This window comes from Paenimyroides ceti (assembly GCF_030409925.1).
The window spans coordinates 16,245-36,638 of record NZ_JAUFQU010000001.1 but is presented as its reverse complement, the minus strand read 5'-3'; the positions used below and the strand labels follow the sequence as shown (position 1 = coordinate 36,638).

Sequence of the window (20,394 nt, the reverse complement as noted above, 5' to 3'; positions counted from 1 at the left end):
TATAAATTTAAAAACTCAATTAAAAAAGATGTTTGAATTTAAAGATTTTACTTTACTCAATAAAACAGTAATTCCGGGTGAAACCAAAATCATCGAATTACAAATCGCAACTTTACACACGATGACGGAATTAAAAATCCCTGTTATCGTTTCGCGTTCTATTCATCCTGGACCAACGGTATTATTCAGCGCTGGACTGCATGGAGACGAACTGATCGGAGTAGAAATTGTAAGACAGCTGATTACTAAGAAAATCAATGAACCCAATATAGGTACTATTATCTGCATTCCGCTGATCAATGTTTTTGGTTTTGTAAACCAATCGCGGGAATTTCCTGACGGTCGGGATCTGAACCGGGTATTTCCGGGTAGTGCTAACGGTTCTCTCGCCAGTCGGTTTGCATATCGCCTGATCAAAGACATATTACCATTGGTAGATTATGTCATTGACTTTCATGCCGGTGGAAAAGCGCGTTTCAATGCTCCGCAGATTCGCATCGAATTTGAAAATGAAGCACTTGAAAAAATGGCCAAAGCATTTGACCCACCGTTTGTATTGTATTCGAAGAATATTGAAGGTTCTTTTAGAAATGCCTGTGATGAACTGGGCATTCAATACATTCTTTTTGAAGGAGGAAAATCACTGGATATCAATGCTGAAGTCGTACAAGAAGGTATTGAAGGATCGATGCGTTTTCTCTCCAGCCTAAACATGCTGAACAAAAAGTTTGAAGTTCCGTTATCGAATCACAATACGATTTTTATAGAAAGCTCTTCGTGGATCAGAGCACAGTATTCCGGATTGTTTCGCAGCGATGTAAGGTATGGGGATTATGTCATAGAAGGACAAATTTTAGGAAAAATCACAGATCCATACGGTGCTGTTGAAGAAAAAGTTATTGCTCCGAATTCCGGCTATATCATCAATGAAAATCAGGGACCAATTGTTTTTCAGGGAGATGCTATCTACCACATTTCAACACAATTAATCAGTAAAAATGAATAAAGCCGATTTACGAAAAAAATACAGAGAACTGCGTCTGCAATTGCCTCAAGAAACAATTGAAGAAGAAAGCTTACTCATCGCCAATAATAGTCTCAGACTACCCGTTTGGGACAAAACAAATTACCACATTTTTCTACCCATTACAGAAAACAAGGAAATCAACACAGAATATCTAATGCATATCTTACAGGGGAAAGATAAAAATATTATAATTTCTTCTACAGATTTTGAAACCCGCAGTATGCATCACTTCTTACTTACGGACAATACCGTAATCAAAAAAAATGCATGGAACATTCCGGAACCGGTTGGTGGTATTTCGGTTTTACCTGATGCCATTGAAGTTGTTTTTATCCCGTTACTGGCATTTGATGAAAAAGGAAACCGAATCGGTTATGGAAAAGGATTTTACGATCAGTTTTTATCGGAATGTCCCAAAGAAGTCATTAAAATAGGTCTTTCCTTATTTGAAGCAGTTTCTCATATAAATGATGTTTTTGAGACAGATATTCCTTTAGATTACTGTATCACACCAAAGCAAACGTATACCTTTTGATTTATTAACGTAGATTAAGACACCGCTTTTAGAATTGTTGTATTTTTGAAAAAAATTTGATTATGCAATTATTAGAAGCACTAAACTGGAGATACGCAACAAAGAAAATGGATGATTCTTATGTTGTTCCGCAAGAATTAGTAAATGAAATCATAGAAGCTGCTTATCTGGCACCTACTTCATCTGGCTTACAGCCCTTTCAGGTTTTTTCAATCAGTAACAAAGAATTGAGAGAAAAAATACAACCTATTGCATACGGTCAGTCTCAGATTACAGATGGTTCTCATGTACTTGTGTTTGCAGCATGGGATAAATATACAGATGAACGAATTGATGCCATTTTTGATCATATGAATACAGAAAGAGGACTTCCTCTGGAAACTACTGATGAATATAAAGCAGGGCTAAAAGCTCAACTATATGCCATGAGTGAAGAACAGCAAGCTGCACATGCTGCAAAACAGGCATATATCGGATTTGGTATAGCGATTACTGCTGCTGCAATGCTAAAGGTAGATGCGACTCCTATGGAAGGCTTCGTTAATGCAGACTTAGACAAATTATTAGGATTAGAGGAAAAAGGCCTAAAGTCTACAACAATTCTTACGTTAGGAAAAAGAGACGCAGAAGGAGACTGGCTTGTGAATATGAAAAAAGTAAGACATCCTAAGAATACATTTCTTACGGAGATTAAATAATTCTGGCTTGATATTTGAATATTATTCGTAAAATTCTATTTGTCATGAAGAAAATATGTATGCTATTATTTACAGCTGCTTTGCTGTACAGCTGCGGAAGTTTTAATCAAAAAAACAGCAACAAACCCGGAGGCAGAGAGAATCCTGCACAGAACAATAACAATAGAGACCGAAATAACGGAACACGTGAAAGTTCTTCAAGATCGGTAAACAAATCTGACAGTAGTAACAACTCTGGAAACAGATCGAGTGATACGAATCAAAGAAACAATTCGAACAAAAGATAAAAAGCAGCTCATAAGAGCTGCTTTTTATCTTTTACTGTTCTTTGAGATAGGCTTTCTGAACAGCCACGCTAAACTCTTCATTTAATTTCTGATAGGCTTTCGAAAATTCTTCTCCTTTGACAATTTCCGGAAGGCTGATCTCGTTTGTTTCTTCAAAATGTTTAATGGTAGATTTAAAATCATCATGGGTATAGTATTGTGCAAATAATGCCGCTGATTTTTCTTTAAACGTTGTAAAAGCAGTATCAAATTCTTCAGAGAAACGCTTTTTTCCCTCATCAGATAAACTTTCAAGAACACCCGTTTTTACAGCTTCTATTTTAGCTGTAAAGCCCGTAATTTCATTAAACCTAACAATGTCTTTTTTAAAAGCAGCATCCTGTGCAAAACCGATATATCCGTATAACGAAAGTATAAAAACCATTATTATATTTTTCATCCTATTCTGAATTTAAACATTATGACGAGGTTAAAGATACTAATCTCTGATGAACAGAAATCTGATTTATGATAAATTTTACTTTTTGACAATACCATTATTTACCATTTCTTTCACCCTATAATGGAGTACATGGAGATTAAAAAAATACTTTGTAACAAAAAAGCCCGGAAACCTAATATAGGGTTCCGGGCTTCATAAAAAACTATTTTATTAATATCCGAAGATTTCTTTAAGCGTCAGGGTTTTTACCTCTCCTATTTTTTTCAGGTCTTCCGGTTTTATGGCATCTGTTTTTGCCAGAACACAATAAACATAAGGTTTGTTTTTCATTTCCTTATCATGGAATACTTTCAAGTCAGGATAGTTTAAAGTAGGCACTTTGTCATATACTTCTTTTCTGATGTCTGTTTTATTTCCTAATTTTTCAGCAGACAAATAGCTCATCAATATTGATGCATTCGTGATGCGCTCACTTGCAAGAGATTTCAGCAAGCTTTCTTTGGCTGTCTGTAATGCTTTATTAGATTCTGGTAAATCATTTAAAAGCTCATTCATACCTTCTACGGCATCATTAAATTTATCTGCCTGTGTACCTACATAAGCACCTACAGAATTCAAATCTTCTTTTTTAGATGCCTGTCCAAAATACGCATACGTTGAATATGCCAACGCCTTAGATTCGCGAATGGTCTGGAATACAATACTTCCCATACCTCCTCCAAAATAGCTGTTGAATAAAGAAGCTACCGGTGCATTTTTAACATTGTATTTATCTGAGTTTCTAAACCAGAAAACTTCTGCCTGTTTCATATCAAAGTCAGCAAATAAAACTTTATTCTTCACGGTAGGCTCTTCTTTAAATACTTTTGCCTTTGGAATTGCAACATACTTAGCATTTTTAGCTTTAAGAGGGGTTAATTCCTTTGCCAATTGATCTACAGATTTTGGTCCGTAATACAATACGCGGTGTTTTGTCAAAGTCAGATCATGGATTATTTTTACCAAATCACTTGCTTTAACAGCGTCCAGCTCAGCATCAGTAAGAACATCATTAAACGGATTTTTTGCTCCGTATTTTGCGTATGCTCTTAATCCACTCATAATCACATTTTTATTTTCCTTCGCATTTGCACGTGATTGCTTGATTCCCTCTTTATAAGAAGCCAACGCCTCTTCATCAGCAACTGCATTTTTAAGCAAATCCTGTATTAAACTTACTGTTGCTGCAAAGTTTTCATTAAGTCCGGAAATAGAAATATAAGTTTCTTCATTGGAAGAAGATACATTGAATGAAGAAGCCAATTTATAGAATTCTTTACTGAAATCTTCACTCGATTTTTGTTTGGTTCCAATATACTCAAGATAGTCGACTGCTAAAGGAAGTAATTTATTGTTCCATTTACCGGTATTGTACTGGTAATACATACTGAACAACTCATTTTCCTTATTCTTTACAGCAAGGATTTCGGTATCATTAGAAACCGTCTTCTGAAGATCTTTACTATAATCTACCCAAACCGGTTTGATTTCGTTTTCAGGCATTTCATTAACCTTTTTAAGAAAATCTGACTGATCTTCACGGTTTACAGAAACAGCTGTAATAGGTGGTTTCTCAACTTTAACAACATCTTTATCTTCTCCTTTGCGCTTGTAAACAGCTACGTAATTATCGTTGTTCAAATATTTGTTCGCAAAATCAACAATATCTTTCTTGGAAATTTGGGTAAGGCGATCGTTATAGCTTAATTCATTCGCCCAGTCAAGTTCGGAAGTAAAAGATTCCATCAGCACATTTGCTCTTGAACTGTAGCTCTCGTTGGTTGCGATTTCATCTTTTTTATTATTATTGATAATGGAAACAATCAAATCATCCGGGAAATCTCCTTTTTTCAATTTATCAATTTGTCCTAAAATCAATTTTTTAACTTCATCCAAAGATTGTCCCTGAGTAGGGTTTCCTTGTAAAATCAACATAGAGTAATCTTTTAATACATACGGAAATGCATATGCTCCTAATAGCTTTTGAGATTTTACCAGATTTAAATCAATCATACCTGCCGAACCGTTAGTAAGAATATTTCCTAACAGCGTAAGCATCTGTGCATCTTTTGTACCTGCTCCGGGAAAACGGAATCCAAGCATAATGCTTTCGGCACTTGGTCCGTATACTTCTTTTACAATTGGTTTTGTAATTGGTTTCTCAGGATCGAATTTATACTCAGGAATGGCTTTAGACTTCATATAGCTGAATGCAGCATCGATCTTTTTAACCGTTTCTGTAGGGTCAAAATCACCTGACATAATTACCCCCATATTATTTGGAACATAATAGGTTGTAAAATATTCTCTGATTGCTTTTAGTGATGGGTTTTTCAAGTGTTCGATAGTACCGATAGTAGTTTGTTTTCCATAATTATTATTAGGAAACATAGCCGCAAACATGGTTTCAAAAGCCTTACGTCCATCATTGTCAAGACCTCTGTTTTTCTCCTCATACACAGCTTCCAATTCCGTATGAAATAAACGAAGAATCGGATTTCTGAAACGCTCGCTCTGTACTGCCAGAAACTTATCCATAACATTGCTTGGAATGTTTTCTACATATACCGTTTGCTCAAAAGAAGTAAAAGCATTGGTTCCTTCTGCTCCCATACTGCTCATAAGCTTGTCGTACTCATTGGCAATGGCATACTTTGCTGCCTCTCCGGATACACGGTCTATCTCTTTATAGATTTCCTTACGCTTGTTTTCATCAGTAGTTGAATTATATCTTTCGTATAAAGCATCTATCTGATCTAATAACGGTTTTTCTTTTGTCCAGTCTTTTGAACCGAATTTATCTGTTCCTTTAAACAGCATATGTTCCAAATAGTGAGCTAAACCGGTGTGGGTTTCCGGATCCGTCTTACTACCTGCTTTAGTAGCAATGTAGGTCTGAATACGCGGCTCTTTGTTAGAAGGACTCAATATAACTGTCAATCCGTTTTTGAGAGTATAAAAACGTGAGTTTGTGGGGTCATTGGTCACATATTTATAAGTATATCCTCCTTCAGAAGCCTCCTTCCACTCATGTGTTCTCATCTGAGCAAAAGCAGTATTCATTGAAATAAAGAAGATAAAAGCAACTGTGACAGCGGATTTTAAAAATCTTTTCATCTTAATATCTGATTTTTTATTCAGACCAAATATAAGAAGTTTAGCTCATAATTTTGAATTGTTTACAGAAAGTAGTCTTTAATTTTCATTTTATACTAAAACAATTCTTCATTCATTAGAAAACTATTATGCAAAACGTTTTTGCACCAGTTTCACTTCCTCAAGAAACAAAGGTTTTATTTTTGTTTTTACAATCAGAAACAACAAGCTGTTTACAGTAGAAATAAGGGTTATAATTATCAATCCTGATGATGTCATTGCCGGAGAATCCTCAAAAAAACCAAAGAGACTGTTACTTAAATAAAAGCCTAAAAACAAAGGCGTCCAACATACAACACGCGAAACGCCTGTAATCAGCCATTTTTTATCTGTTTCTATTTTTTTAAGCTTTTTAACAAACATCAGATTATCTATCATACAATAAACAAGCAATGCTACCATAAAAAACGTATACCCTAAATAAGCAACTGTAAAATTTGCTCCTATTAGAGCATATACATTATAAAAGAAGAACAACAAACCAGTGGTTAGGATGATTTTGGGAAAGTTGAAAAAATTCTTAAATTCATTCCAGATCAATTTATAGTAATAACGACTCAATTCACTTTGCTTATCTGCTACAAGATCCGTAAACCCGAAAATACCGAATTTTTTAAACTCTATTTTCAAAGCTTCATCAAAAGTCAGATTGGGTTGTGTCAGCCATTGTTCTTCAATACCATTTGCTAAGTGGTCTACAAGTTCTACCTGAACATCATAGTATTCAACAAAATGTTTCCGCGTAAATTCAAAAAGTAATTCTACTTGTTGCTCGTTAATTTTTTTCATCTTTTCAGTTATTTGTTTCTTGCCAATTAAAACCCTCCATAAATACTTACAAACTATAAAGAAAGTATATTATGACACAGCATATTTATCTGATACATCCGAAAATCAGTAGATTCTAATCTTTTATAGATCCACACCAAAATCAGGGCGTACAATCGTTTGCATATTGCGTATAAAATTTTCAAGCTCTTCCATACGTGAAACCGTTTCCTTTTCACCGCTTTCCGTCAATCTGTAATATTTACGGATTCTTCCATCCACTTTCTCCATTTCCACATCAAGATGACCTTCAGCCTCCAGTTTATGTAAGGCAGGGTATAATGCTCCTTCGGTAATATTCATCTCTCCCCCTGTAATCTCTTTTACTTTTTGTGTGATTTCGTAACCGTACATTTTTCCTTTTTGCTCTAGAAGTTTCATAATAATAGTACTCAAACTCCCTTTATAGAGTTGCTGTTGCTTTTTCATCGATAAACAATTTAGGTATAGCAAATATACATAAAATACTTATACATCCAAATTCTATGCATAAAGATTTCATAAAGGTGACAGATGTCATAAAGGAAGTTTTTATATTTTTTCTACATTTGCAGAAATTAATATTATATATGTCTAAATTCAATCTTTTAAAAGTTAAGGATATCCGTAAGGAAACCAGTCAGGCTGTTTCCATAGCATTTGAAGTTCCTGAACCATTAAAAGCTTCGTATCAATTTATTGCCGGGCAATATTTGAACATCAAATATATGCATGAGGGAAAAGAAATCAGAAGAGCTTATTCTATCTGTTCTTCTCCCAACAGTAAAGAATTACGAATTGCTGTAAAAGGAATCGATGGCGGTGTATTTTCTACTTTTGCAACTCAAAACCTGAAGATTGGAGATTCATTGGAAGTAGGCGTACCGGAAGGGAAATTCATTTTTGAACCTCAGCCTCATGTCCGAAATAATTATGCTGCTTTTGCGGCTGGTAGCGGTATCACTCCCGTAATATCAATTGCTCAATCGGTTCTGGAAAACGAACCGGAAAGTACTTTTGTTCTGGTTTATGGAAATAAAAGACCGGAAGACACTATCTTTTACAGTCAGCTTCACGAATTACAACAAAAATATATAGGCCGATTTTATGTATACTATACCTTTACTAAAGTTCATCCGGAAGGAACTCTTTTCGGTCGTATTGAAAAATCTACTATCAATTTTGTTATTAATAACAAACACAAAGGAACTGATTTCAAAGCCTTTTACGTTTGTGGTCCTGAAGACATGATCGCTCTGGTGGGTAATGTATTAAGAGAAAACAATGTACCTGAAGATGCTGTTCTGTTTGAATTGTTCACTCCTTCTAACGATGGAAATGAAATCATAAAAACCGAAGGTACTGCTACAATAACCGTATTGGTCGATGATGTGGAAACTACTTTTGAAATCTCAAAACAAACTGATATTTTGGATGCAGCACTCAAACAAGGCATTGATGCGCCATACTCCTGTCAAGGTGGTATTTGCAGTTCATGTATGTGCCGTGTAGTGAAAGGTACTGTAGAAATGAAGACAAACCATATTCTTACTGACAATGAAATCGCTGAAGGTCTGATCTTATCATGTCAGGCGTATGTTACTTCAGATGAAATATATGTCGATTATGATGATGTTTAAAAAAAGACTGCTTATAGCAGTCTTTTTTATTTCTTATCATGACTCTGAGCATCTGCTCCTCCATTCCATAAAGTAAGTATATCGGTAGCTACAGCAGCTCCACTTCCGGCAGCTATTGAAAGCTGACTTCTGTGCCCGGCAATGCTACCTGCCGCATATATTCCCTGCGTCACCAGATGATCTTCATTAACCAACTGAATCCTCTTCTTCTCAGCAATTGATTTTTTATGTGGAATCACATACTGCATAAGACCCTCAATGTTAAAGGCATTTCCATAATTGGTAGCGATAACGATGATTTTTGAAGCGTAGCTGTTTTTATTAGTATATACCATAAAATGATCAGACACCTTTTCTATTTTCATCACCTTTTCATCTGCTATCTGTTCTACATGAGGATATGTTTCTGACAAATCTCTGAGAGAACTTTGCAGTAAATCACTTCCCAATGTTCCTGGCTTTACACCATACACATTATTAAAAAGGGCATCTTGTAAATGTGAGGCTTTTTGGTGAGCAATAATTCCTATTCTTTTATTTTGGGCATATATTTTTTTATGTGCTGATCCAAGAATCAGAGCACAAGAAACTCCTGCAACACCACCTCCGACAATTAAAACATCAAACATGAATTATTTTGATTTTTCGTCAATTGATTTAGACATATTGAAAATAAGTAATATGCAAATCGCACACAAAAGTGCTACAATACATATTAAAGCAACGACACTGTCTCCTTTAAAAAGATTGTCGAAGTCTAATTTTAGAACATTAACAACAATCAAAGCAATAGCTATAGTGATGATAATGTAAGTAACATATTTCATTATAAAAACTTTTGAAGGAACTAAATTACTAATTAAAAAACTAAACGAACAAGCCTTTAACATTCGTTGCAAATAATTTAACAGCAATCGCTAATAAGATTACTCCGAATACTTTCCTGATGACACCAAGACCGTTTGACCCGATAATCCGTTCTATTTTTCCGGATAATTTCAACACAATATACACCAAAATAATATTAAGTAAAATAGCCAGTACAATATTGATCGTATGAAATTCTGCCCGTAACGATAAAATGGTCGTCATAGTACCGGCTCCTGCAATCAGCGGAAAAGCCAATGGAACGATAGATGCCGTATTCGGTTCTTCATCTCTGTAAAGACGGATGCCCAATATCATTTCTAATGCTAAAAAAAAAGCACAAAAGCACCCGCTACAGCAAACGAATTGACATCAATACCAATCAGTGATAAAATAGATTCCCCCACAAACAGAAAAGAAATCATGATAGCCGCTGCCACAATAGATGCCTTTTCAGACTGAATATGTCCGACTCTGGTTCTGAGATCTACCACTACCTGCTGTAATAATTTCTTTAAAATTAATTTCCATAGCTATACTTTAAAGAGTTTTTTCATATCTGACACTTTTACAAAGTTATTCGATAAAATTTAATATTCCTCTCAATACAAATGATTTATGATGGTAAATTTCAATGCTATTTTTAAAGTTTGTAACTTTGCAGGTTCAATTTAAAATAAACAACAAAATGTTTCAAATAGGAAATGCAATCGTATCTGACGAAGTCATTGAAAAAGAATTTGTTTGCAATTTAACAGCCTGTAAAGGGCAATGTTGTATTGATGGTGATGCAGGAGCCCCGCTTGATGAGAACGAGACAGAGATTTTGGATGAAATTTATGAAACAATAAAGCCTTATCTGAGAGCAGAAGGCATTAAAGCAATTGAAGATCAGGGAAAATGGGTTATCGGATCAGATGGTGAATATGAAACTCCTTTGATCAACGGCGGCGAATGTGCTTATGTTATTTTTGACGGTAATACAGCATTATGCGCGATAGAACAAGCGTACAATGAAGGATTAGTGAGCTGGAAAAAACCTATTTCATGTCATTTATACCCAATAAGAATAAAAGAGTATTCGCAATTCTCTGCCGTAAATTATAATAAATGGCACATTTGTGATGATGCCTGTACGCTTGGAAAAGAGCTCGAAGTTCCTGTTTACCGGTTTCTAAAAGAGCCGTTGATCAGAAAATATGGAGAAGACTGGTACAAAGAACTCTCGCTGGTAGCAGACGAATGGCAGAAGCACTCATCTAAGAAATAGCTTTTTATTGGCGTAATCGATGATCGCATGACTTCTCATCAGAATATCGGCACCGATAATTCCATGAACCGGTTTTACTTTATACTGATCTAAAGCGGCATTTACATGCGAGAGATCAAATATAATAATGGGGGTATTATCCGTTTTCCAGCGGCCGATAGACAAGGAATTATTGTTGGCAATTTTAGTTGCCATATTAATTGCCCCAGCTCCAGAAGCTGTTGTTTGAGAAGAAGTTGCCAAAAGATTAAAATGCTCAATAACAGAAAAATCAACACAACTGGTAGAAGCACCAGTATCTAAAATAAAATCGCCCAAAACTCCGTTTAAGCGAACTTTTATTAGCAGATGCTGCGTTTTTGAGATTTTGAAATTGATTTTTTTATAGCCTTTATCTTTTAATATAAAGTGTAATTCATTGTTTATATCGTTCATCCTAAAAATAAATAAAACCTAAAATACAAAAACAAATGCTTTTAATTGATACACACACTCACTTATATAGTGAAGAATTTTCACAAGACAGAGAGGAGATGATTCAACGGGCAATTCATGCAAATGTAAAGCATCTTTTTGTACCAGCCATTGATTCTGGCTATACAAAAGAAATGTATAAAGTAGAAGAGCAATTTCCAGACCATGTACACCTCATGATGGGATTACATCCCTGCTATGTAAAACCGAACACTTATTTACAGGAATTAGAATTTGTAGAACATGAGCTACAAAGAAGACCCTTTTTTGCTGTAGGTGAGATTGGTGTAGATATGTACTGGGATCAATCAACAAAGGAGATACAACAAGAAGCATTTCAAAAACAGATACAGTTGGCAAAAAAGCATCAGCTTCCCATAAACATTCACTGTAGGGATGCATTTGATGAAGTGTTTGAGGTACTCGAAAAAGAAAAAGCACCAAACCTATACGGTATATTCCATTGCTTTTCCGGAGATATCGATCAGGCAAAAAAAGCACTCTCCTACAATTTAAAACTCGGAATTGGTGGTGTAGTGACGTTTAAAAACGGAAAAATAGACCAATTTCTGAAAGAAATTCCAATCGAAGAAATTGTACTGGAAACAGACGCACCTTATCTCGCACCTGTTCCGTATCGTGGAAAAAGAAATGAAAGCAGCTATCTCACCTTAGTAGCAGATAAACTATCTGAAATTTATGGTTTATCTTTACACGAAGTAGCAGATATCACTACAAAAAACGCAAAAAGTGTCTTTAATTTCGAATAAAGCCTGTGAATTATAAAAAATAGTTGTTCATTTGCATCAATTAAATTAATGAAGATAATGTCAAAATTTGATTCAATACGCTTTTACGACGATTCAGAAGTCAATGAAGTTGTCATGAAAGTTGCATCCCACCCGATGCTGAAAGCGTTGGTTACCTATACTTTTCCCGATAAAACAGACGAAGAAATTCTTGCTATATATAAGAATATTCACTCAATAAGAGACTTTCAGAGAGAGATTATTTATCAAACCATGCAACGTGTTTTGAGAGATACCTCAGCAGGTCTCACCACTACCGGATTTGAAAAACTGGACAACAATACCGCTTATCTTTTTATATCAAATCACAGAGACATTTTATTAGACACAAGCTTACTGAATGTCAAGCTTCTGGAACATGACAAAATTATGACAGCCTCAGCTATAGGCGATAATCTTGTACAAAAAGCATTTACACTCATTCTGGCACATCTTAACAGGAATTTTTTGGTAAAAAGAAATCTTTCTCCAAGAGAATTACTGATGAACTCAAAACTTATGTCTGAGTACATTTATCATCTGTTGTCAGAAGAAAACCGCTCGGTTTGGATTGCTCAGCGCGAAGGAAGAACAAAAGACGGAAACGATGCTACGCATCCGGGAGTATTAAAAATGATCAGTATGGCATCAGATGAAAAAGATCTGATGGATTATTTTAAAAAAATCAAAATTGTACCGATTTCCATTTCATACGAATACGATCCTACTGACAAACTTAAAATGCCGCAATTGATGGCACAAATGAATCAGGAGGTATATATAAAAGAAAAAAACGAAGATTTCAATAATCTTATGAGTGGCGTTCTTGGTCAGAAAAAGGGCATTCATATTCATATAGGAGATTGTCTTGATCAAGAATTGGATGAGATAAAAGCAACGTATGACAACAGCAACAAACAGATTCAGGCAGTAGCCAAGGCTATAGACCATCAAATTATTGCCAATTATAAATTGTGGCCTACCAATTATATCGCTTATGACTTATTGAATAAAACCAATGCGTATGAAACATTTTATACAGAAAAAGAAAAACAGCTTTTCCTGAAACGTCTTGAATTGCGCATTGATAAAGAAAATACGGCTTTGGTCAATAGCTTTTTAGCCATGTATGCCAATCCGGTTGTTAACAAAGCAAACTTAGGCAATGAATAAGAAACCCTCTATCCTGCTAATCTATACCGGTGGAACCATAGGAATGGTAAAAGATTACCAAACCGGAGCTCTGAAAGCTTTTAATTTCAATCAGCTTTTGGAACGTATTCCGGAATTGCATCTTTTAGATTGTAGCATAGAAACGTTTTCTTTTGAAAATCCTATTGATTCTTCTGATATGAATCCGGCACATTGGGTACAAATGGCAGAAGTAATCGAAAATAATTATAAAAATTTTGACGGCTTTGTCGTTCTGCACGGTTCAGATACCATGTCATACTCCGCCTCAGCGCTGAGCTTTATGCTGGAAAACATTCAGAAACCCGTAATTTTGACCGGTTCACAGCTACCAATCGGCGATCTGCGTACAGATGCAAAAGAAAATCTCATAACAGCAATTCAGCTTGCGGCTCTGACAGAAAATAAAGTCCCGGTTATTCAGGAAGTGGGTTTATATTTTGAATACAAACTCTACAGAGGTAACAGAACCTCAAAAATCAGTGCTGAGCACTTCAATGCATTTACATCACCTAATCTCCCGCATATTGCAGAGTCAGGAGTACATTTAACCGTCAACCATACCTTATTACACCACTCTTCAGCAGATCACATTTTTCATATACACAAAAAAATGTCTTCAAATGTGGCCATAATAAAACTTTTCCCTGGGCTTACCGTACAGGCTCTCAATGCTTTCTTAGCGATTCCGGGGTTAGAAGGTCTTATTTTAGAAACTTTTGGAGCGGGTAATGCTCCATCCGGTTCCTGGTTTATCGATCCCTTACAAAAGGCAATTACTGCAGGACTGAAGGTAATTAATGTTACCCAATGTTCAGGAGGGAGTGTCAACATGGGCCAATACGAAACCAGTACTGCTTTAAAAGAAATCGGAGTAATTTCAGGAAAAGATATTACCACAGAAGCGGCTATAACCAAACTCATGTATTTATTGGGCAAACAGATTCCTACTGCTGATTTCAAAAAACAATTTGAAACCCCTATTTGCGGAGAAATGTCTTATTAATTTTCTATTTCACCTTCTTTTACACTTTTTTTTCAGATTAATTTTCTATAACTATCTACATAAATCTTTATATTTGATAGACCAGAGAATGCTTTGTTATGAAAAAAAATTTGCTACTCCTCTTTTTGTGCTTTATTGTCCTGAGCGGAAAAGCACAAGAATTTTCTTCTTCTTTAGATGAAGTAGCCCCTGTGGACACTCAAAACATTATTAAAATAAATATGATGGCTTTTGCAGCCCGAAATGTTTCTTTACAATATGAAAGAGCTATCGGGAACAAGACTACATTGGCAGCTAATGTGAATTTTATGACGCGTGGTAAGCTTCCTTTCTTATCTCAGTTTGAAAGCATTATAGATGATGACTTTACTTATCAATATGCCAAAACATTTAAAGTCTCAGGATTTCTTTTTACACCTGAAGTACGTTTCTATCTGGGGCAATCGGCTTTCAGAGGTTTTTACATTGCTCCGTTTGTTCGATATTCTACTTATAAAGGAGATATTAACCTTGAAATAGAAGTTGAACAGGGAAGAACAGATTCTTTTCCTATTTCAGGTCGTTTGAATGCTTTCTCAGGTGGTTTTTCACTCGGAGCCCAATGGAGGCTTTCAGAACATTTTTATCTGGACTGGATGATTATGGGACCTCATTTTGGGTTTTCGAACGGAAAATTTTCCGGAAGTAAAGATTTATCAGAATATGAAATTGAAGAGTATAAAGGCGAACTGAGTAATTTCGATATTCCTATGCTCAAAGTGGAATATGTGGTGAACGATAAAGGTGCCACAGCCCGTTTCAAAGGTCCATGGGCAGGTATCCGAACAGGATTTTCTCTTGGATACCGCTTTTAAACAAATCTATATATTATTCTTTACTAACGTCATTGACTTAAACACTCTCATTTGTCGTTTCTATAAAATCCACTTCTTCTGTAAAATATAAAAATATACCGTAAATTGCATACGATTTATTCAGATATGGGAAGAAGAAACGAAACCAACCGACTGGCTCATAAAAAGAAAGTCGATCAGAAAAAAACCAAAGAACAACAGACAGAGCGCATTCGAAAAGAAAAGTTGCAAACCATCTATAACAAACTCAATAACGACAAAGAATCAGGAAAACAGGAATAAGATGAGAATCCTTCATACAGCAGACTGGCATCTGGGCAAAAGACTCGATTATTTTTCCCGTTTTGAAGAACAGGTTGCTGTGCTCAATGAGATCTGCACTATCGCTGACCGGGAAAAAGCAGATGTGGTATTGGTTGCTGGCGATCTCTATGATAATTTCAACCCTCCCACTGAAGCAATAGAACTTTTATATAAAACCTTAAAAAGGTTGACCAACAACGGAAAAAGACCTGTTATAGCGATAGCCGGTAATCATGATTCTCCGGATAGAATTGATTCTCCAGATGTATTGGCACGCGAAAACGGAATTCTTTTCGCTGGTAAACCTACACTCGAATTTTCAGCTTTTACAGTAGAAAACAACTTTGCTGTTACCAAAGGTGAAAAAGGTTTTTTAGAAATACAATTACCACACTACTCGTATCCCCTGCGTTTACTTATTACTCCTTTCGCCAATGAGCATCGACTTAAAGAATATCTTGGAGAAAACGAACAAATCGGTCTTAACGAGGTTTTATCTAAAAATTGGCAGGAGTTAGCAGATAAATATTGCGACGAAAAAGGAGTCAACCTGCTTACTACTCATTTATATATGAACAAACGGGGAGGTCCTGTATTGGAAGAACCAGAAGGTGAAAAACCATTGCGGATTGGTTTTGCCGATATTGTCTACACTGACGCCATTCCCCGACAAATACAATATACTGCTCTGGGCCATCTACACCGCTATCAGGAAATCGGAGGGCATAACGCTCCTGTGGTTTATTCCAGTAGTCCTTTGCAATATTCATTCTCTGAAGCCGATCAGGAAAAAAAGGTCGTTATCATTGAAGCCGTTCCCGGACAAGAGGTGAGCTATTCTCCTATTGCGCTTACACAAGGAAAGCCGCTTATTCGTAAAAAAATGTATGATATCAATACAGCTGTCAGCTGGCTCGAAAACAATCCGGATTGTTTAGTAGAGCTTACATTGGTCACTGATACCTCAATATCTCAAAACGACAAAAAACGTATTGAAAAAGCACATAGTGGTATTATTTATATCATTCCTGAGGTTTTGGGTAACTCTGTACGAATAACGGATAGCGAACTATCGTCCAGAAGAAATAAAAGTATTGATGAAAATTTCATCACATATTATAAAAACAGAAATAATGATCAGTTGCCCTCAGAAGATTTGCTAAAAATATTTAAAGAGGTTTTAGGAAATCAGACTGATAAAGACACTTAATTATGCTTCCAATTTACCTATCTATTGACGGCCTTTATTCCTACAAGACAAAACAGGAAATAGACTTTACCCGACTTACTGAAGCCGGATTATTTGGTATATTCGGAAAAGTAGGTTCCGGAAAATCTTCTATTCTGGAGGCCATGACTTTTGCTCTGTATGGAGACACAAATCGTCTCAACTCAAAAAACAGAGCCTATAATATGATGAATCTCAATACCGATCATCTGAAAATTGTTTTTGAGTTTATAGGAAAAGAAAATAAAAAATACTCTTTTGAAGCCGGATGGAAAAGGAATGGTAAAAATTTTGAAAAAGTTTCTACTATTGAACGCAAAGCCTATGTATATGAAAACGGTATAAAAATTCCTCTTGAAAGTAACGATGCAGAAGCAGTCATCGGCATCAGTTATAAGAACTTCAACCGTACAGTAATTGTTCCTCAGGGTCAGTTTAAAGAGTTTTTAGAGTTAAAAGGAACTGATAGATCCATCATGATGAAAGAGCTTTTTAATCTCGACAGATATGATCTGTATCAAAAAGCTGCCGACCTGAAATCGGTTAACCAATCGGCTGTAGAACAGATACAGGGCTCTTTACAAATACTGACGGATTATACAGAAGAGACTTTTACTGCTCTGACACAAAACTTAGAGCATAAGGAAGCCTCTTTGATCCTTAAAGAAAAAGAATTTACGGTTAAGGAGGAAGAGATCAATAAACTGCATGAGATGAAAAAACTGCAATCTGATCTCATAGAAAGAAGGCAGGAATTAGAACTGATGAAGCAGCAAAAACAAGCCATTACAGATTTAAAACAGCGTGTCATCCTTTTTGAAAAAACAGAAAAAACCTTTAAAAACCTTTTAGAGGCTTTTGAGAAAGAATCAGACAACTTTCAACGTCAGAAAGAAGCATTAAAAGATACAGAAGAGAAACTCAGCAAGAAAAAAGCTCAGACAGAAGATGTTGCATCCGAATTTGAAAAAATTAATGATGAAATTTCAAAAAACGAATATTATAAAATTCTTATAGCTGATCTGGAAAATATGCTTTCGTACAAAAAGCAGTTAGGAGAACTTGACACCATCAATAATCGATTACAAAAGGCTGCTGTCTTTATTGAAAACACCAAAAAAAACCTTGATTCCAAACAGAAAGAACTTACATTAAAAAAAGAAAAAACAGAGTATCTCAAACGACAGAAAGCTGACACAGGTCTTCTGTTTGCGGTTGAAGCCTGGTTTCAAAAAAATAAAACCCTTAATCAGCATCTTGAGCAATCGCTCAAAACAATCGCCGATAAAGAAGTAATGCAAACAGAATTACAGCAATTTTTCATTGAGCACCAGCTAAAACCAGAAACGGCTAAAGAAACTCTGATGCAAAGAAATCTGGAATTGAAAGAACAGATACATCAGACACAGCAACATATCAACCAGCTTAATGTTCAAAAGCAACTGGTACAGTATGCAGATGAACTGCATAATGGAATCCCATGTCCTCTCTGCGGCTCAGAAGATCATCCGCATATTATGAAAAGTAGCGATGTAACAGAACGCTTACAGGAATTTGATTTACAATATGAGAAACTTTCAAAAAATCTGGATCAGTTGATCCAGCTTCAGAATCAATTAGAAATCATTACCGGTAAAACGGAATTGCTGCACCATGACCTGAAAAATGAAAAGGATACAAAAGAAGCTACTCTTGCTTCACTAAAGAAGCATCAGGAAGCTTTTATATGGGATGATTTTGATGCAGAAGACTATACTACATTTCATACTGTAAAAGAAACTTCGCAGAAAATTGAAAAAGAAATTGAGAACCATGAGATAGAACTGAAATCCATAAACAGTGAAGTAGAAAAGCTTCAAGGAGAATTGGAAAAATATACTTCAGCTGTAAAAAATATTGAAAAAGATGCCTCTCAAAAAATAGGTTCTATAGGGCAGCTTAAAGAGGCTTTCAAACAATTGAATACAGAAGATTACCTGAATCTCACTAAAGAAGATATTGTATCCAAGAAGGAAAAAATTACTGAAACCGTACAAACTAATGAAAAGCGTTACACAACGCTGATTGCTTTAAAAGAGAAGGTTCAGACAGATATGATACGCCTTGAATATCAGAAAACCTCTCAGGAGAAAAGTGTTGCTGAGATAGAAAATGCTGTTAGGACCTATTCTACCTCTATCCAACTTTTGTTACATCAAAATAATTTTGAGACCATAGAAGAAGTTCTCGCTATTCTCTCTCTCAATCTTGATACAGAAACCTGTCACAAAGAAATACGTGAATTTGAAGATCGTTTTCACCTGACAGAACACACAGTAGCCCAACTCGAAGAAAAAACCAAAAACCAACAATGGGATGCTTCTTATTATGACGCAGTTTTACTCAACTATCAACAATTGAAAGAGGGAAGAGAAATCTTAATTGGCGAAATAAAATCCGTTAAAGATCAATTAGAAGAACACAAAAAACGCAGTACAGAAAAAAAGAAATTATCAGAACAGCTTGAACAACTCGATTTACGGTCTAAAAACCTTAGTGTTTTAATGAATCTGTTTAAAGGAAGTGGTTTTGTAAATTTTATCTCTACTCAATACCTCGAAGAATTGTGCTGTATCGCCAATCAGCGTTTTGAAAGACTTACGAGAGGACAGCTGACCTTGGTTATTAATGAAGATAACGATTTTGAAGTTGTTGACCATCTGAATTCGGATAGACAGCGTTCCGTAAAAACCTTGTCGGGCGGGCAATTTTTTCAGGCCTCTCTTTGTCTTGCTCTTGCTTTGGCGGAAAACACCCGAAGCCTGAACAAAAATGAGAAAAACTTCTTCTTTATTGATGAAGGTTTTGGAACACAAGACAATGAGTCAGTGAATCTGATCTTTGAAACGCTTAACAATTTGCGCAATGAAAACAGAATTGTAGGTATCATCTCTCATGTTGAGGAACTGCAGGAGCGCATTCCAGCTTCTGTATCCGTTGTAAAAGACTCTGAAAGAGGCAGTTTAATAAAAATAAATTAGTTTTTAAGATAATTTTATCTTAAATTTTGTCAGTTTTGGCACATTATTTGTTTTATAAATGTTAAATCAAATATTAATTTACACATGAAAAAGAATTTATTTTTAATCGGACTTTTATTTTCTGCAGTAAGTTTTGTAAACGCTCAGGAAATTACTACACCTCAATATGCTGAAAAAGTAGGTACTAAACCTATTCAGCAAGGAAACTGGATGATTGGAGGTTCTTTAGGATCTTTAGGTTATTCATTTGAGGGAGAAAACTTTAATATCAACGTAACCCCAAGAGCCGGTTATTTCATTTCTGATGGAATTGCAATTGGTTTAGGAGTAAATGCAGGTTTAGAAACTGTAAAAGACGGTGATAATATCTGGAACTATGGTGTAATGCCATTCGTAAGATATTACTTTCCTGAAGGAGCAAGTTCTACAGGCCGTTTCTTCGGACAGGGTGAAATCGGTATTTCAGGTTCTAACGGAGGAACATCAGACACTTCGTTTGCATTTGGTATAGGTGCAGGTTATGCACATTTTATCTCACAAAACGTAGCATTAGAAGCTATTGCGGGATACAATTACTCAAAATCAAACGCTTCTTCAGCTCAGGCTCAGAATGGTTTAGGTTTTGCAGTAGGTTTCCAAATTTATTTACCAGGCAAAAAATAATCTTTACGATTATCGAATAGGAAAAAGAGGCTTTAGTAGCCTCTTTTTTTATGCGTAACTATTTGAAACTTCACTTTTTGATAAGAATTTTAAAACGTT

General features: G+C 35.5%; 21 protein-coding genes and 1 pseudogene. 15 read left to right on the top strand and 7 right to left on the bottom strand.

Annotated features, from left to right (window positions below):
- Positions 1–28: 28 nt before the first annotated feature.
- The 4 genes from QW060_RS00195 to QW060_RS00180 all read left to right on the top strand — a co-directional run bounded on the left by QW060_RS00195 (position 29) and on the right by QW060_RS00180 (position 2,547).
- On the top strand, positions 29–1,006 hold the full coding sequence (locus QW060_RS00195; RefSeq protein WP_290361723.1) for a succinylglutamate desuccinylase/aspartoacylase family protein: 978 nt from the start codon (positions 29–31) through the stop codon (positions 1,004–1,006).
- Positions 999–1,562, top strand: a complete 564-nt coding sequence (locus QW060_RS00190; RefSeq protein ID WP_290361722.1) for a 5-formyltetrahydrofolate cyclo-ligase — start codon at positions 999–1,001, stop codon at positions 1,560–1,562. The genes QW060_RS00195 and QW060_RS00190 overlap by 8 nt, the downstream gene beginning before the upstream one ends.
- Before the next feature lie 62 nt (positions 1,563–1,624).
- Positions 1,625–2,260, top strand: coding sequence for a nitroreductase family protein (locus tag QW060_RS00185; protein WP_290361721.1), 636 nt, complete (start codon positions 1,625–1,627; stop codon positions 2,258–2,260).
- A gap of 44 nt (positions 2,261–2,304) precedes the next feature.
- Positions 2,305–2,547 carry a hypothetical protein gene (locus QW060_RS00180; RefSeq protein WP_290361720.1) on the top strand — a complete coding sequence of 81 codons (243 nt, stop codon included), beginning with the start codon at positions 2,305–2,307 and terminating at the stop codon, positions 2,545–2,547.
- Positions 2,548–2,578: 31 nt separating this feature from the next.
- Here QW060_RS00180 and QW060_RS00175 read toward each other — a convergent pair whose 3' ends face one another.
- From QW060_RS00175 to QW060_RS00160, 4 genes are all read right to left on the bottom strand, one after another.
- Positions 2,579–2,986, bottom strand: a complete 408-nt coding sequence (locus QW060_RS00175) for a hypothetical protein (RefSeq protein ID WP_290361719.1) — start codon at positions 2,984–2,986, stop codon at positions 2,579–2,581.
- A gap of 213 nt (positions 2,987–3,199) precedes the next feature.
- The gene (locus QW060_RS00170) at positions 3,200–6,145 is read right to left on the bottom strand and encodes a M16 family metallopeptidase (RefSeq protein WP_290361718.1); all 2,946 of its coding nucleotides are present in this window, start codon (positions 6,143–6,145) and stop codon (positions 3,200–3,202) included.
- 126 nt (positions 6,146–6,271) lie between these two features.
- Positions 6,272–6,973, bottom strand: coding sequence for a hypothetical protein (locus QW060_RS00165; RefSeq protein ID WP_290361717.1), 702 nt, complete (start codon positions 6,971–6,973; stop codon positions 6,272–6,274).
- 123 nt (positions 6,974–7,096) lie between these two features.
- Positions 7,097–7,441, bottom strand: coding sequence for a PadR family transcriptional regulator (locus QW060_RS00160; RefSeq protein WP_290361716.1), 345 nt, complete (start codon positions 7,439–7,441; stop codon positions 7,097–7,099).
- Positions 7,442–7,581: 140 nt separating this feature from the next.
- On the opposite strand from QW060_RS00160, the gene QW060_RS00155 reads away from it, so the two are divergent.
- The gene (locus QW060_RS00155) at positions 7,582–8,631 is read left to right on the top strand and encodes a 2Fe-2S iron-sulfur cluster-binding protein (protein WP_290364650.1); all 1,050 of its coding nucleotides are present in this window, start codon (positions 7,582–7,584) and stop codon (positions 8,629–8,631) included.
- 26 nt (positions 8,632–8,657) lie between these two features.
- Here QW060_RS00155 and QW060_RS00150 read toward each other — a convergent pair whose 3' ends face one another.
- Complete coding sequence (locus QW060_RS00150) at positions 8,658–9,260, bottom strand: FAD-dependent oxidoreductase (protein ID WP_290361715.1); 603 nt, start codon at positions 9,258–9,260, stop codon at positions 8,658–8,660.
- 52 nt (positions 9,261–9,312) lie between these two features.
- Here QW060_RS00150 and QW060_RS28010 point away from each other — a divergent pair, with 52 nt between their 5' ends.
- On the top strand, positions 9,313–9,444 hold the full coding sequence (locus QW060_RS28010) for a hypothetical protein (RefSeq protein ID WP_317623155.1): 132 nt from the start codon (positions 9,313–9,315) through the stop codon (positions 9,442–9,444).
- Positions 9,445–9,498: 54 nt separating this feature from the next.
- Here the strand turns inward: QW060_RS28010 and QW060_RS00140 are convergent.
- Positions 9,499–10,019: pseudogene (locus QW060_RS00140) on the bottom strand (MarC family protein).
- Between the two features lie 167 nt (positions 10,020–10,186).
- On the opposite strand from QW060_RS00140, the gene QW060_RS00135 reads away from it, so the two are divergent.
- Positions 10,187–10,768 carry a DUF3109 family protein gene (locus QW060_RS00135; protein WP_290361713.1) on the top strand — a complete coding sequence of 194 codons (582 nt, stop codon included), beginning with the start codon at positions 10,187–10,189 and terminating at the stop codon, positions 10,766–10,768.
- On the opposite strand, the gene QW060_RS00130 is transcribed toward QW060_RS00135, so the two are convergent.
- Entirely contained in the window at positions 10,754–11,203 is a 450-nt protein-coding gene (locus tag QW060_RS00130) for a retropepsin-like aspartic protease (RefSeq protein WP_290361712.1), read from the bottom strand. The genes QW060_RS00135 and QW060_RS00130 overlap by 15 nt on opposite strands.
- Before the next feature lie 35 nt (positions 11,204–11,238).
- Between QW060_RS00130 and QW060_RS00125 the strand changes: the two genes are divergently transcribed.
- From QW060_RS00125 to QW060_RS00090, 8 genes are all read left to right on the top strand, one after another.
- The gene (locus QW060_RS00125) at positions 11,239–12,012 is read left to right on the top strand and encodes a TatD family hydrolase (protein ID WP_290361711.1); all 774 of its coding nucleotides are present in this window, start codon (positions 11,239–11,241) and stop codon (positions 12,010–12,012) included.
- A 57-nt stretch (positions 12,013–12,069) separates the two neighbouring features.
- Positions 12,070–13,203 (top strand): 1-acyl-sn-glycerol-3-phosphate acyltransferase, encoded by a 1,134-nt coding sequence (locus QW060_RS00120; protein ID WP_290364649.1) that lies wholly within the window; start codon positions 12,070–12,072, stop codon positions 13,201–13,203.
- Positions 13,196–14,227, top strand: coding sequence for an asparaginase (locus QW060_RS00115; RefSeq protein ID WP_290361710.1), 1,032 nt, complete (start codon positions 13,196–13,198; stop codon positions 14,225–14,227). The genes QW060_RS00120 and QW060_RS00115 overlap by 8 nt, the downstream gene beginning before the upstream one ends.
- A 110-nt stretch (positions 14,228–14,337) precedes the next feature.
- A complete protein-coding gene (locus QW060_RS00110; RefSeq protein WP_290361709.1) occupies positions 14,338–15,081 on the top strand; it encodes a DUF3575 domain-containing protein in 744 nt (247 codons plus the stop codon).
- A 105-nt stretch (positions 15,082–15,186) separates the two neighbouring features.
- Positions 15,187–15,363 carry a hypothetical protein gene (locus tag QW060_RS00105; protein WP_290361708.1) on the top strand — a complete coding sequence of 59 codons (177 nt, stop codon included), beginning with the start codon at positions 15,187–15,189 and terminating at the stop codon, positions 15,361–15,363.
- A gap of 1 nt (position 15,364) precedes the next feature.
- A complete protein-coding gene (locus QW060_RS00100; protein WP_290361707.1) occupies positions 15,365–16,594 on the top strand; it encodes a metallophosphoesterase family protein in 1,230 nt (409 codons plus the stop codon).
- Between the two features lie 2 nt (positions 16,595–16,596).
- Positions 16,597–19,632 (top strand): AAA family ATPase, encoded by a 3,036-nt coding sequence (locus QW060_RS00095; protein ID WP_290361706.1) that lies wholly within the window; start codon positions 16,597–16,599, stop codon positions 19,630–19,632.
- Positions 19,633–19,716: 84 nt separating this feature from the next.
- The gene (locus tag QW060_RS00090; protein WP_290361705.1) at positions 19,717–20,295 is read left to right on the top strand and encodes an outer membrane beta-barrel protein; all 579 of its coding nucleotides are present in this window, start codon (positions 19,717–19,719) and stop codon (positions 20,293–20,295) included.
- Positions 20,296–20,394 lie beyond the last annotated feature (99 nt).